The 13,005-nt window shown below is 65.0% G+C and carries 14 protein-coding genes; 5 read left to right on the top strand and 9 right to left on the bottom strand.

Translation table 11 applies throughout. The features are described 5' to 3' along the window. Nucleotides 1–14 precede the first annotated feature (14 nt). Nucleotides 15–422 (top strand): BLUF domain-containing protein, encoded by a 408-nt coding sequence (locus tag HJG53_RS05210; RefSeq protein ID WP_302477354.1) that lies wholly within the window; start codon nt 15–17, stop codon nt 420–422. Here the strand turns inward: HJG53_RS05210 and leuA are convergent. Then, complete coding sequence (gene leuA / locus HJG53_RS05205; protein WP_171128312.1) at nt 419–2,086, bottom strand: 2-isopropylmalate synthase; 1,668 nt, start codon at nt 2,084–2,086, stop codon at nt 419–421. The two genes, HJG53_RS05210 and leuA, sit on opposite strands and share 4 nt — an antisense overlap. A 243-nt stretch (nt 2,087–2,329) precedes the next feature. Here leuA and HJG53_RS05200 point away from each other — a divergent pair, with 243 nt between their 5' ends. Continuing rightward, nucleotides 2,330–2,722, top strand: a complete 393-nt coding sequence (locus HJG53_RS05200; RefSeq protein WP_171128310.1) for a BLUF domain-containing protein — start codon at nt 2,330–2,332, stop codon at nt 2,720–2,722. 3 nt (nt 2,723–2,725) lie between these two features. On the opposite strand, the gene HJG53_RS05195 is transcribed toward HJG53_RS05200, so the two are convergent. The 7 genes from HJG53_RS05195 to miaA form a co-directional block, all read right to left on the bottom strand. Then, complete coding sequence (locus HJG53_RS05195; RefSeq protein ID WP_171128308.1) at nt 2,726–3,358, bottom strand: YceI family protein; 633 nt, start codon at nt 3,356–3,358, stop codon at nt 2,726–2,728. A gap of 44 nt (nt 3,359–3,402) precedes the next feature. Further along, nucleotides 3,403–3,720 carry an I78 family peptidase inhibitor gene (locus tag HJG53_RS05190; protein ID WP_171128306.1) on the bottom strand — a complete coding sequence of 106 codons (318 nt, stop codon included), beginning with the start codon at nt 3,718–3,720 and terminating at the stop codon, nt 3,403–3,405. Between the two features lie 85 nt (nt 3,721–3,805). Beyond that, nucleotides 3,806–4,825 carry a ketol-acid reductoisomerase gene (ilvC, locus tag HJG53_RS05185; RefSeq protein ID WP_171128304.1) on the bottom strand — a complete coding sequence of 340 codons (1,020 nt, stop codon included), beginning with the start codon at nt 4,823–4,825 and terminating at the stop codon, nt 3,806–3,808. A 137-nt stretch (nt 4,826–4,962) separates the two neighbouring features. Beyond that, nucleotides 4,963–5,478 carry an acetolactate synthase small subunit gene (gene ilvN, locus HJG53_RS05180; RefSeq protein WP_171128302.1) on the bottom strand — a complete coding sequence of 172 codons (516 nt, stop codon included), beginning with the start codon at nt 5,476–5,478 and terminating at the stop codon, nt 4,963–4,965. Beyond that, nucleotides 5,478–7,226, bottom strand: coding sequence for an acetolactate synthase 3 large subunit (locus HJG53_RS05175; RefSeq protein WP_171128300.1), 1,749 nt, complete (start codon nt 7,224–7,226; stop codon nt 5,478–5,480). Before HJG53_RS05175 ends, ilvN begins: the two co-directional genes overlap by 1 nt. Nucleotides 7,227–7,519: 293 nt before the next feature. After that, entirely contained in the window at nt 7,520–8,653 is a 1,134-nt protein-coding gene (locus HJG53_RS05170; RefSeq protein ID WP_171129611.1) for a collagen-binding domain-containing protein, read from the bottom strand. Nucleotides 8,654–8,778: 125 nt separating this feature from the next. Next, the gene (miaA, locus tag HJG53_RS05165) at nt 8,779–9,711 is read right to left on the bottom strand and encodes a tRNA (adenosine(37)-N6)-dimethylallyltransferase MiaA (RefSeq protein ID WP_171128298.1); all 933 of its coding nucleotides are present in this window, start codon (nt 9,709–9,711) and stop codon (nt 8,779–8,781) included. A 124-nt stretch (nt 9,712–9,835) separates the two neighbouring features. Between miaA and serB the strand changes: the two genes are divergently transcribed. After that, a complete protein-coding gene (gene serB / locus HJG53_RS05160) occupies nt 9,836–10,540 on the top strand; it encodes a phosphoserine phosphatase SerB (RefSeq protein WP_254447609.1) in 705 nt (234 codons plus the stop codon). Between the two features lie 17 nt (nt 10,541–10,557). Here serB and HJG53_RS05155 read toward each other — a convergent pair whose 3' ends face one another. Then, complete coding sequence (locus HJG53_RS05155; protein ID WP_171128294.1) at nt 10,558–11,730, bottom strand: aspartyl/asparaginyl beta-hydroxylase domain-containing protein; 1,173 nt, start codon at nt 11,728–11,730, stop codon at nt 10,558–10,560. Nucleotides 11,731–11,839: 109 nt separating this feature from the next. Between HJG53_RS05155 and HJG53_RS05150 the strand changes: the two genes are divergently transcribed. Together HJG53_RS05150 and HJG53_RS05145 are read left to right on the top strand one after the other, a co-directional pair. Then, nucleotides 11,840–12,559, top strand: coding sequence for a ParA family protein (locus HJG53_RS05150; RefSeq protein ID WP_171128292.1), 720 nt, complete (start codon nt 11,840–11,842; stop codon nt 12,557–12,559). 11 nt (nt 12,560–12,570) lie between these two features. Then, nucleotides 12,571–13,005, top strand: a complete 435-nt coding sequence (locus tag HJG53_RS05145; protein WP_171128290.1) for a hypothetical protein — start codon at nt 12,571–12,573, stop codon at nt 13,003–13,005.

Here is a 13,005-nt window from a genome sequence, read left to right as displayed (position 1 = left end):
TACGGCCGTGCGTTATGAGCAACTTGCGTAGCTTGACCTATGTGAGCCGCGTGAGCGACTCGATGTCCGAAGCCGAGTTCACGTTTTTGGGGCTGGAGGCGGGTCGCCTGAACGCGTTGGACGGCATCACCGGCCTCCTGGTCTTCAACGGCGAGCGTTTCTGCCAGACCATTGAGGGCGCTCCCGAAGCCATTGAAAATCTCGTTGAGCGGCTGAAGCGCGATCCGCGCCATGAAGATTTCGCGGTCCTGGATGACGGCGATGTGCCGACGCGGCGCTTCCGCTCCTGGGACATGCAGTTGCTCGCGGTGCCGGGCGACAAGCAGGCCGCGCTCGACCTCGCTCGCCTCCGCTTCGAGGCGGAAGCTGACTTCTCTGCCCGTGCCAAAATCTACCAGACCGTCGAAGGTGCGTTCGCCTAAGCCTGACTTTCCAGAACGTTTGCGGCGCTGAGCACGGCCCTGACGCTGGCGGTGGCCACGTCGGCATCCACCCCGACACCAAACACCGTGGCGCCGGTCGGTGTGCGGCATTCGACATAGGCGGCGGCCTGCGCGTCGCTGCCATGGCCGAGCGCATGTTCGCTATAGTCGGCGACCTCTAGGACGATTCCGAAGCTTTCCGCGAGTGCTGCCAGGACCGACGAGATCAGGCCGTTGCCGCGGCCGCTGACGCTCCGCTCGTCTCCATCGCGCGCGATCCGGCCGGCAAAGATGCGGTGCGCGGCGTCCTGCTGTTCCTGATAGGATACGAGTGCGAGACGGCCGCCATCGAGCGCATAGGTGCGGCGGAACACGGCCCAGATATCCTCCGCGTTCAGCTCGCGGCTGGTCTGGTCGGCCAGCGCCTGAACATGGCGGCTGAAATCCGCCTGCATGCGCTTGGGCAGCTTCAGGCCCTGGTCCTGCTCCAGCACCCAGGCGACGCCGCCTTTGCCCGATTGCGAGTTAACCCGGATCACCGCCTCATAGGAGCGGCCGAGATCGGCGGGGTCGATCGGCAGATAGGGCACGTCCCACAGCTCATCATTGCGTTCGGCCTGCGCGGCGAAGCCCTTCTTGATTGCGTCCTGATGGGAGCCGGAAAAGGCGGTGAACACCAGTTCGCCCGCATAGGGTTGGCGCGGATGCGTCTTGATGTTGGTGCAATATTCGACCGTGTTCACGATCTCGTCGATGTTCGACAGGTCGAGACGCGGATCGAGCCCCTGCGTGTACATGTTGAGCGCGACTGTCACGAGATCGACATTGCCGGTCCGCTCGCCATTGCCGAGCAGGCAGCCTTCGACCCGGTCGGCACCCGCCAGCAGCCCGAGTTCCGTCGCCGCGACGCCGGTGCCGCGATCATTGTGCGTGTGGAGGGAGACGATCACCGCCTCGCGATTGGGGATGTTGCGGCAGAAATATTCGATCTGGTCGGCATAGATGTTGGGCGTCGCCGCCTCGACCGTCGCCGGCAGGTTGAAGATGAGGGGCCGCTCCGCCGTCGGGCGGAGCACGTCCATCACTGCGGAACACACCTCCAAAGACACGTCGAGCTCAGCGGTGGAAAAGGTCTCAGGGCTATATTCGAAGCGCCAGTCGGTGCCCGAATAGCGCGCCGCCTGATCTCGCAGGATCGAGGCGCCCTCGATCGCGATGGCCTTCACGCCGGCCACGTCCAGGTTGAATACGATGCGCCGCCATGACGGCGATACGGCATTGTAGAGGTGCACGATCGCCGACCGGGCGCCTTCCAGGCTTTCGAAGCTGCGCTCGATCAGGTCGCGGCGGCTCTGGGTCAGCACCTGCACGGTGACATCGTCGGGCACGCGACCGGACCGGACGAGGCCGGATATAAAGTCGAACTCGATCTGCCCGGCCGAGGGAAAGCCAACCTCGATTTCCTTGACGCCGATCCGCACCAGCAGGTCGAAGAATCGCTGCTTCTTCTCTCCATCCATCGGATCGATCAGCGCCTGATTGCCGTCGCGCAGATCGGTCGACAGCCAGATCGGTGCCTTGTCGATGGTCCGGCTGGGCCATTGCCGATCGGGCAACGGCACCTGCGGGAAGGGGCGGTATTTTATGGACGGGTCGCGCAACATGGGTCTTCTCCGGAGAAGCTGGCTGAGTTTCAGTCTGCTTTGCCCTTAGGCGCGGCGCCTTGGCCGCATGCAGGTGCGCGCGCCTAAGGGCGCGTAAGTCGAAGAAGAAGGGCGCGGAGCGGTCCCATGCCGGTTCCGCTAGCGTGGCATGGTTAACAATGTCCAGCCCTTCGCTTCGTTAAATCCACAGTTACTGATTGCCGCTATCGCCTCGGCAGGCGGGACGCAGCGAGTGGTAAGTCCATGATTCAGCTCTGTTACATCAGCACCGCACGGCCGCAGGTCGGCTGGGATGGTGTCGACGATATTCTCGCGGTCTCGCGTCGCAACAACGGAGGCGCGCGAGTGAGCGGCCTGCTGCTGTTCAATGGCAAGCGCTTCCTGCAACTGCTCGAAGGTCCGGCAGTGCAGGTTGAAGAGACCTACGCGCGCATCCTGAGGGACGATCGCCATTTCGCCATCGTCAAGCTCTCCGAGCGCCAGATCGACGAGCGCGAGTTCGGCGGTTGGGAGATGGCGTTCGAACGTTTCGCCGCCGAAAACCGACGTGACGCGATCTTCGGCAAGGTGGCGGAGCTGACGCGCGGCGCCAGCCCGAGCGTGAAGGCGCTGTTCACCAGCTACGCGGCGATCTGACGCCTATTTCTGGAACGCGGCGGCGATGTCGAGCTTCACCTCGTCGCCGACCATTGGTACGCCGAAGCCCAGCCCGAACTCGCTACGCCGGATCGTCGTCGTAGCGCGGAAGCCGACATTTTCCTTGCCGCCCATCTGAGCCGGCATCTTCCCCGCGCCGTAGAAGCTGGCGTCGAGCGTCACCGGCTTGGTGACGCCGTTCAGCGTCAGATTGCCGGTGATCTGAGCCTTCTGGCCGTTCGGCACGACCGAAGTCGAGACGAAGCGCGCGTCTGCAGGGGAGGCGCCGAAGAAGTCCGGCCTGCCGCCATCCTTGCCCGGACGAAGCAGATGCTGGGTGAGGCCGGCACTGGCCGTCGTCACCTTCGACACAGGAATGGTCACATCGACCTTCGCCGCCTTGGGATTTTTCGGATCGAGCGTCAGCGTGCCGGTCACGTCGCCGAAGATGCCCGTATAGGGCGAGAAGCCGAGGTGATCGAGCGTCCACACCACTTGGGTATGGCCGGGATCGACCGTGTAGGTGCCGCCGCTGATGCCGGCCGTGTTGGCGCTGCCGGGCTTGGACATCGGCCCTTGCGCGATCAGCGGCGCGGCGAGAGCGAGCGGCAACAGAACCAGGAGCGAACGGCGCATGGCAACCTCCAGTTATTTTAGCGGAAACTAGCCCGATCCCGGCATCAGTAGCAATCGGCGATGGCGATCCGGCCACGCTTGTCGAGCTGCATGTTGAGGCGGTTGCGCCGCAGGTCCTGGATTACCGGCTCGCCAGGCCTGATCCAGCGGATCTGGTCATGGCCGACGGCGCGCCGGACGCGCAGCCGGACTGCCGGAGTCGCGCGCAGGCCGAGATAGGCGCGTGCCCGATCCGCCCCGCACTCGCGTAGCGTAATGCCGTAGCAGTTGGTACCGCGCGCGCGGCGCAGGCCCGGATCGATGCCCGGGCAGGCGTCGATGGCTGCCGGGGCGGCGAGAAGGGTGAGGGCCAGGCTCAGCATAGGGCCATGCTGCTCTGGCTCGTCTGAACGCGCGCTTTACTCCCGCTCGTCCCAAGCTCGGATCGGGACGAGCGAGAAGATGTGGCTAGTTCTTCGCCTTGTCGACGAGCTTGTTGGCGCCGATCCAGGGCATCATCGCGCGCAGCTCCGATCCGACCTTTTCGATCGGATGGGCGGCGGCACGCTTGCGCGCGGCCTTGAGTTCGGGTTGGCCAGCGCGGTTGTCGAGCACGAACTTGGAGACGAAGCGGCCCGACTGGATGTCGTCCAACACCCGCTTCATATCGCGCTTGGTCTCGTCGGTGATGATGCGCGGACCGGTGGTGATGTCGCCATATTCGGCGGTGTTCGAGATCGAATAGCGCATGTTCGCGATGCCGCCTTCATACATCAGGTCGACGATCAGCTTCACTTCGTGCAGGCACTCGAAATAGGCCATTTCGGGCGCATAGCCCGCTTCCGTGAGCGTCTCGAAGCCCGCCTGGATCAAGTGGGTCAGGCCCCCGCACAGCACCGCCTGTTCGCCGAACAGGTCAGTCTCGCATTCCTCGCGGAAGTTGGTCTCGATGATACCGGACCGGCCCCCGCCGATCGCCGAGGCATAGGAGAGGGCGAGGTCGTGCGCGTTGCCGCTCGCGTCCCGGTCGATGGCGACGAGGCATGGCACACCGCCGCCGCGCACATATTCTGAGCGAACGGTGTGACCCGGCCCCTTGGGCGCGACCATGATCACGTCGAGATCGGAGCGCGGCTCGATCAGGCCGAAATGGATGTTGAGCCCGTGCGCGAAGGCGAGGGCAGCGCCCTGTTTGAGGTTCGGCCCCAGATCATCGGCATAGATCGCCGCCTGGTGCTCGTCGGGCGCGAGGATCATGACCAGGTCGGCCCAAGCGGCGGCTTCCGCGTTGCTCATCACCTTGAAGCCGGCGCCTTCCGCCTTCTGCGCCGTCGCTGAACCGGGGCGCAGCGCGATGGCCACTTCGTTCACGCCGGAATCGCGCAGATTCTGGGCATGGGCATGGCCCTGGCTGCCATAGCCGACGATCGCGATCTTCTTGGTCTTGATCAGGCCGAGATCGGCATCCCGGTCGTAGTAAACGCGCATGCTTCTTCCCCTTCTTTCTTCGTCATCCCGAACTTGGTTCGGGACAAGGGTGGAGCGCGACCCGGAGTGAACCAGATCGCCCAAACACCCGTCGGTGGTAAGCTTGTCCCGAAACAAGTTCGGGATGACAGCTCGTGCTACACCGCCTCCCGCCCGCGGGCGATGGCGACGACGCCGGTGCGGGCGACTTCGACCAGCCCGACTTCGCGCATCAGCGTAACAAACGTGTCGATCTTGTCCGGCCCGCCGGTGACTTCGAACACGAAGCTCGCCGTCGTCGCATCGACGACCCGGGCCCGGTACACGTCGGCGAGGCGCAGCGCCTCGATGCGATGATCGCCGGTGCCCGCGACCTTAACCAGCGCCAGCTCCCGTTCGACGTGCGGACCAAGCTCGGTCAGGTCCGTAACCTTGTGCACCGGCACCAGTCGGTCGAGCTGGGCGATGATCTGCTCGATCGTCGCCGGCGCGCCCGAGGTGACGATCGTGATCCGGCTGACGCTCTCGTCCTCGGTCACGTCGGCAACGGTCAGGCTCTCGATATTATAGCCGCGGGCGGTGAACAGGCCGGCGATCCTGGCGAGGATGCCGGGCTCGTTGTCCACGACGACGGAGAGCGTATGCCGCTCCTTGGCTTCTTCCAGGATGTGCATCAGACCAGCGCCTTGGCTTCGTCGTCCATCTCGCCCGACACTTCGTTGGCCTGGAGGATCATGTCTGTGTGGGCGGCGCCCGATGGGATCATCGGGAAGCAATTGGCGAGCTTGGCGACGCGGCAATCCACCAGCACCGGGCCGGGGGTGTCGATCATCGCGGTGATGCCATCGCCCAGCTGATCGGGGCTCTCGATGCGCAGCCCGGTCCAGCCATAGGCCTCAGCCAGCTTCACAAAATCCGGCAAGGAGTCGCTGTAACTCTCTGAATAGCGGCCCCCATAGGTCAGGTCCTGCCACTGGCGGACCATGCCCATATATTCGTTGTTGAGGATGAAGAGCTTGATCGGCAGCCGGTATTGCGTTGCCGTCGCCAGCTCCTGGATGTTCATCTGGATCGACGCTTCCCCGGCGATGTCGATGACGAGCGCGTTCGGGTGCCCGAGCTGCGCGCCGATCGCGGCCGGCAGGCCATAGCCCATAGTACCCAGCCCGCCCGAGGTAAGCCACTTGTTCGGGCGCTCGAAGCCGAAATGCTGGGCCGCCCACATCTGGTGCTGGCCGACTTCGGTGGTGATGATCGGCTGGCGGTCCCTGGTCGCCTCGTAGAGCGCACGGATCGCCCGCTGCGGCATGATCTCCTTGCCGTTTTCAGGGAATGAGAGGCAGGCCTTGCCGCGCCATTCCTCGATCTGCCGCCACCAGGCGGACAGATCGTTCTTCTGGTAGCCGCGCCCTTTCCAGATGCGGATCATGTCCTCGAGCGCGCGGCCGACGTCGCCGACGATGCCTAGATCGACGCGAACATTCTTGTTGATCGAAGAGCGGTCGATGTCGATGTGGATCTTCTTGGATAGCGGGCTGAACGCATCGAGCCGCCCCGTCACACGGTCGTCGAAGCGCGCGCCAAGACACAGGATCAGGTCCGCGCCGTGCATCGCCAGATTGGCTTCATAGGTGCCGTGCATGCCGAGCATGCCGAGCCACTGGTTCGAAGATGCGGGAAGGGCGCCCAGACCCATCAGCGTGGAGGTGACGGGCGCACCGGTGATCTTGGCGAGTTCCTGAAGGAGCTGCGACGCGCCGGGACCGGAGTTGATGATGCCGCCGCCCGTGTAGAGGATCGGCCGCTCCGCCGCTGCCAGCATCTCGACGGCGGTTTCGATCAGCCGCGTGTCGGGCTTGACCTGAGGACGATAGGTCTTGTGCTGGATGGCGGCTGGCTTGGCATAGGCAGCGCTCGCTACCTGCACGTCCTTGGGAATGTCGATCACGACGGGCCCCGGACGGCCCGAAGTGGCGATGTGGAACGCCTCATGAATCACGGCACCCAGCCTTGCGGGGTCCTTCACCAGATAATTATGCTTGGTGCAGTGGCGAGTGATGCCGATCGTGTCGGCTTCCTGGAAGGCGTCTGTTCCGATCAGTGCGGTCGGCACCTGGCCGGTGATCACCACCATCGGGATCGAGTCCATCAGCGCGTCGGTGATGCCGGTCACGGCATTCGTCGCGCCGGGACCCGAAGTGACGAGCACGACGCCGGGCTTGCCGGTCGAGCGGGCATAGCCTTCGGCGGCGTGAGTCGCCGCCTGCTCGTGCCGCACAAGAATATGCTTGATCCGGCTCTGGCGGAACAGTGCGTCGTAGATCGGCAGCACCGCACCGCCCGGATAGCCGAACACATATTCGACGCCGAGGTCGGTCAGCGCCTGGATCAGAATGTCGGCTCCGCTCAGTTCTTTCGGCATTCGTCCCAACCTTGCTGGACGGCGGCTGCTAGAGAAACAAGTGAATAGGGTCAAGCAGCTTCCGTATAATATTATTTCAATGTTTGGTGAGTGAGCACAAAAGAAAAGGCCGCCCGGAGATCGGACGGCCTGCATGGGACCTCGTCTCCGGACGGCGTGTCAGGGGATAATAAGTACGAGCCCAATAAGGGCGCACGCAACCGGCGCGGCGAAAATGCCGCAGCAGTCGTCGAGGCGCACCGGACGAGTCATCTGTATCTGCCTAGCAGTCCCGCAACCCGGAATCCAGCCTTTCAGGCAGCGCGCAGACCGAGAGGGTTCCTTCGCCGCATCGCCGCGCCGGCGAGCGCGAAGCCGGCGATCATCATCGTCCAGCTGGCAGGCTCGGGAACGGCGAACGGAACGGTGTAGCCAAAGGTGCCCAGATGGACTTCGCCGCCCTGAGTGAAGCTCTTCGCCACCAGCGATCCTTCGATCGGCGTGTTGTTCGTCACCGCCGCGTTCCGGGCCAGGACCGACCCGTGCACGATCCGCTGCAGATTGACCGACGTCGCGTCGATGAAGTTCCAGATGATCGACCGGTTCAGGCTTTCGTTGAAGCCGCCGATCGAGTTCGCCGTCCAGTTCACGTTGGTCCCGGTTACGTTGATGATGATCGGATAGGCACTGCCGGAAACGTTGAAGTTGATCTCGGCCGACGACAGCAGATTCGCGTTGATGTTGAACAGCGCGAAGGCATTGTTGCCCTTGACCACATTGAAGGTGGGGCCTTGCCCGCCCATGGTGATGCTGCTCGGGTTGCTGGCGAGCGACAGCCCTGCCAAGGCTGCAGACAGGTTGGCGAAATTGTCACTGAAGCTCGCCGTCGTAGCAGCGATCGACGCCTTCAGGTCATTCGCGCCGCCGACGGCCAGGCTCGCATCCTTGGTGACGAACGCCTGGTCTTGCGCCTGCACATTCGAGGCGGTGGTGCCGTAGCTAACCTTCTTGTTCGCGGTGGGATTGAAGCCGGAGTTGTTGAACGAACCGCCGACCTTGGTGAGGCTTGAGGCGGCGTTCACACCCAAGCCAATGGCATTGCCGCCAATCTGTACCTGCACGGCGGGCAAGCCGATGCCATTCAGCACATTGACGCTGCTGGCGCCGAGATTTCCGCCGACCGTCAGGCTGGCAAAGGAGGAAGCGACGAAGCCTTGGCCGTTGCTTGCGCCGCTCGCCACGGTCCCGCTGCCGCCGAGCAGCCCGCCCACGAACAGCTTGCCCTCAACATCCGACGTCATGCCCATATTGCCAAGCACGATCGCATTGAGCTTGCTCATGGCGTCGAGCCCGGCCTGCGCCTTGATGAAATCGACGGCGGCGCTGGCGGGCATTGCGGTCAAGGCCACGGCGGCAGCGCCGAGCACCAGACGAGTCGTGATCTTCATGATTGGAGAACCCCCGGAAAAGCAAAGTCGAAACGCGCGGCCGCCCCTACTTGGGAGCGGCTGTCGGCGCCCTCTCTACCATTGCGCAGCCGGTCCGACAATTGATCGGCCCGCCGAAGCCTTGATCAGTTTGAGTTGACGAGCCGCTTGGCCGAAAGCTCCATTAGATAGGGCGTGAGCGGATCCTCGAGCCGCGGCCAGTCTTCCGGGAGCTGGTGGCGAAACCAGGTATATTGGCGCTTCGCATATTGCCGCGTCGCCTGCCGCCCCGCCTCGACCATCTCGGCGCGCGTCATGTCGCCATACAGCCAGGCGGTGATCTCGCGGACGCCGATGGCACGCATCACCGGGAGCTGCGGATCGAGATTGCGGGCCAGTAGCCGCTCCACTTCATCCACTGCCCCGCTCTCGACCATGCCGAGGAAGCGGCTGTCGCAGCGCTGCACCAGCCATTCGCGCGGGGGGGCGAGGATCAGCGGCCGAAGCGCCACCTGCGTGCCGATCCCGCCCGCTCGCTGGTCATGCCAATGGGCGAGAGGACGCCCGGTCGAGCGCACCACTTCCAGCGCGCGTTGTACTCGGGTCGTGTCGGCCGGCGCGAGCCGCTCCGCGGCCTCGGGATCTTCCTGCCTCAGCGCAATATAGGCCGCGTCGACCGCCATCCCGCGCACGGCCGAACGGATGTCGGGATCGATAGCGGGAATGGGCGCGATGCCTTGCAAGAGGGTGCGGATGTAGAGCCCGGTGCCGCCGACCAGCACGGGGACGCGGCCGGTCTGATGGGCAAGGGCGATCTGTTCGCGGGCGTCCCGGGCCCAGCGCGCCGCCGAACACGCCTCGGCGCCATCGACATAGCCGAACAGTCGGTGCGGGGCCCGGCTCATGTCGATCTCGTCGGGCCGTGCCGAGAGGATGCGCAGGTCGCGATACACCTGGGCGGAATCCGCGTTGACGATGGTGACTTGGCCCAATTCCGCCGCGGCGAGCGCAAGCGCGGTCTTGCCGCTCGCAGTCGGCCCTGCGATGAGCGCCAGCGGCGGGAGGTCGGCCGTGTTCATCGCGACGGTTGTAGCAGCAGAGCGGTTAACGAAGCAGTCACTTATCGAAGTGCTGCCGGCTGCCGCATCGGCAGAGCAGGTGGCCGACACTGTCTTCCGCCTGCGCTTCGCTGGCGATCCGGCAATGGCCCGCCGCGCTCTCGAACAGCTCCCGGCCGACGTGTTCGTGCGGCCTATCGACGCACCGATACCCCGCATGCTGGTTGCCGACATGGATTCGACGATGATCACCGTCGAATGCATCGACGAACTCGCCGACTATGCCGGGGTCAAGCCGCAGGTCGCCGAGATTACCGAGCGGGCGATGCGGGGCGAACTGGACTTTGCCGGCTCGCTTCGCGCGCGCGTCGCCCTGCTCAAGGGCTTGGATGTGTCGGTCCTCGCGCGCTGCTATGAGGAGCGGGTGCGGATCATGCCCGGCGCACGGACACTGATCCAAACACTCAAGTCGCTCGGCGCCTGGACACTGCTCGTCTCCGGCGGCTTCACCTATTTCGCTGATCGGGTCGCCGCAGAGATCGGCTTCGACGAGGCGCGTGCCAATGTGCTGGGCGTCTCGGGCGGCAAGCTCGACGGCACCGTTGCGGAGCCCATTCTGGGCGCCGAGGAGAAACGCGCGGCGTTGATCGGAAAAGGCTTCGATACTGCGGCGACGATCGCGATCGGTGACGGCGCCAACGATATCCCGATGCTGCAGGCGGCGGGCCTTGGCATCGCCTATCACGGCAAGCCGAAAGTCGTGGGAGCCGCGGGCGCGGCCGTGAGGTTCGGTGATCTGAGCGTGGTGTTGCACGGGCTCGGCATAGCGCCGGCAGACTGGCGGAACTGAACGACGCGGCGCAACCCTTAGCCGCTGGTGTCGAGCGGTTCGCCCCGGAACTCGTCGATGGCTTCGAACAGGGTCGTGAGGGCGGCCCGCTCCTCTTCGGGAATTTCCGGCCGCCAAATCTCGAACAGCAGGACGACACGGCGGGATACGCCGTCATTCCAGGCTTCATGCTCGATTGAATCGTCGAAGATCAGCAACTTGCCTTCTTCCCAGGCTCGAACTTCATTGCCGACGCGGAAGCGGCAGCCATCCGGCACGATGAGAGGCAAGTGGCAGATCAGCCGCGTGTTGAGCATGCCGTTGTGCGGGAAGATGTGCGTGCCGGGCTTGAGCAGCGAGAACAGTGCCATTGGCGAGCGCCCGCGAATGACCGGCTGCGGGACCGCCTTCTGGGCGGCCATGGTCACCGGGCAGAGCGAGGCATTGGGTTCGACCGGTTCGCCCCTTAGCAGGTGAAAGGCACCCCAGTCACGGTTGCGGACCAGATTGTGCACCTTGCCCGGACGATTCTCGTCGTCATCGACATAGGGCGGGAAATCATGGGTCCTGGCGAGCACGGCATCGAGTTCGGCGCGGATAGCGCCCGTCTGCGCCTCGAGCGATGGCACCCAGTCGAACGCGTCTCGTTCGTAGAATTGGATCTGCGGAAGGCCGGGGAAGTAGAAGGTGGTCGGCTCCTGCAGGAACAGCTGCTTCTCGCCATTGGCGAGCGCGATCGCGTCACGCACCCGCTGACTGAGCCGCGTGGCGGTCCAGCCGCCGCGTGCCAAGGCATCTTCCAGGTGGGCCCGATAGTCGCCCTTGCCGCGCTCCAGCTCGGCGGCAACGCGCTGCAACTCCGCTCTCAAGCCGGGGGGCACATCGCTAACCGTCTCCGCGACTTTCAGCGATAGCATGTAGAAGCTGTGCGCCGCGCGCGTGTCGCCCTGCCGTCCAAGCAGGTCACCCTTCATGACCAGCCCACGCAGATGCCGCGGCTGCTCGGCCAAGAGCCGGTCGAGGGCAGCGCGTTCGCCCGCTTCGTCGCGTTCGGCGCGGCATGCCTGGGCGATGAGCAGCCAGGGCGCGGCTACGCCGCTGGCGGCATCGGCGACCTGCTCGAACAGCCGGCGCGCCTCGCTTGGCGCACCGCGCTGCATCGCGGCGACGCCCTCCCGCACGATCTGGTCGGCTTCGGCCTGGGTCAGCATCGATGGAGCTTAGAGCGGGACGCGAAGCCGCCCGCAAGATGGACTTAACCCGATCTTAGCGTCTGGCGTGCGATTTCGCGGCTGAAAGCCACACCCAAAAAGGGAAGCTATGCGCGTACTCGCAATGGCATCGCAAAAAGGCGGATCGGGCAAGACCACGCTCTCCGGCCACCTCGCCGTCCAGGCCCAGCGGGCCGGGGCCGGCCCTGTCGTGCTGATCGATATCGATCCGCAGGGCTCGCTCGCCGACTGGTGGAACGAACGGCAGGACGAATATCCGGCCTTTGCCCAGACCACGGTTGCGCGCCTGGCCAGCGACCTTGACCTGCTGCGCCAGCAGGGCTTCAAGCTCGCGGTCATCGACACGCCGCCCGCGATCACCATGGCGATCCAGAGCGTGATCCAGGTCGCCGAGCTGATCGTCATCCCGACTCGCCCGAGCCCGCACGACCTGCGCGCGGTCGGCGCCACCGTCGATTTGTGCGATCGCGCGGCCAAGCCGCTGATCTTCGTCGTCAATGCGGCGACGCCAAAGGCCAAGATCACCGCCGAAGCCGCCGTCGCGCTGTCGCAGCACGGCACCGTCGCGCCGGTCACCATCCACCAGCGTACCGACTTCGCCGCTTCGATGATCGACGGCCGGACGGTGATGGAAACCGATCCCAAGGGCAAGTCCGCCTCTGAGATCACGAATCTCTGGACCTATGTCGCCGACCGGCTGGAAAAGAATTTTCGCCGCACCGTCTTCAACGTGCCCGGCGTGCAGCCGCACATGGCGGCCGCGCCGCGACCCGTGCCCGGCTTCGGCCGGCGGGTGGTTGGCCAGTGAGGGGCGGGGGCATGAACGCCAAGCCGCTCGCATCGCTCACCTCCGGCCTCCTCGCTCGCAAGGGGACCGCGAAGCCGGCGATGCGCCCGCAGGGCTTTGCCGGCTTTGGCCATCGCCAGGAAGATCTCGGCTGGAACGATATGGGCTTCGATGCGCCCCAGCCAGTGGCCGAGCCGCCAGTGGTGGTGCGTCAGCAGGAAGACCTGGCGGTTCGCCTGGCCAATGTCGAAGCAACGCCGCGCGCCGCGCCGGGTACGGCTCGCGACAAGGCGGCGTTCACGCTGCGGCTCGATGGCGACCGGCATTTGCGCCTGCGCCTCGCTTCGGCGGTGCGCCACCGTTCTTCGCAGCAGCTCGTCACCGAAGCGCTGGACGCGCTGCTCGCCGGCATGCCGGAGCTGGACGAACTGGTCGCCCAGGCAAAATCGCGATCGAAGGGAAACTAG

This window comes from Sphingomonas sp. ID1715, assembly GCF_013044515.1.
GTDB lineage: Bacteria > Pseudomonadota > Alphaproteobacteria > Sphingomonadales > Sphingomonadaceae > Sphingomonas_B.
The sequence above is the reverse complement of the archived record's forward strand: the minus strand, read 5'-3'. Positions and strand labels throughout refer to the sequence as shown.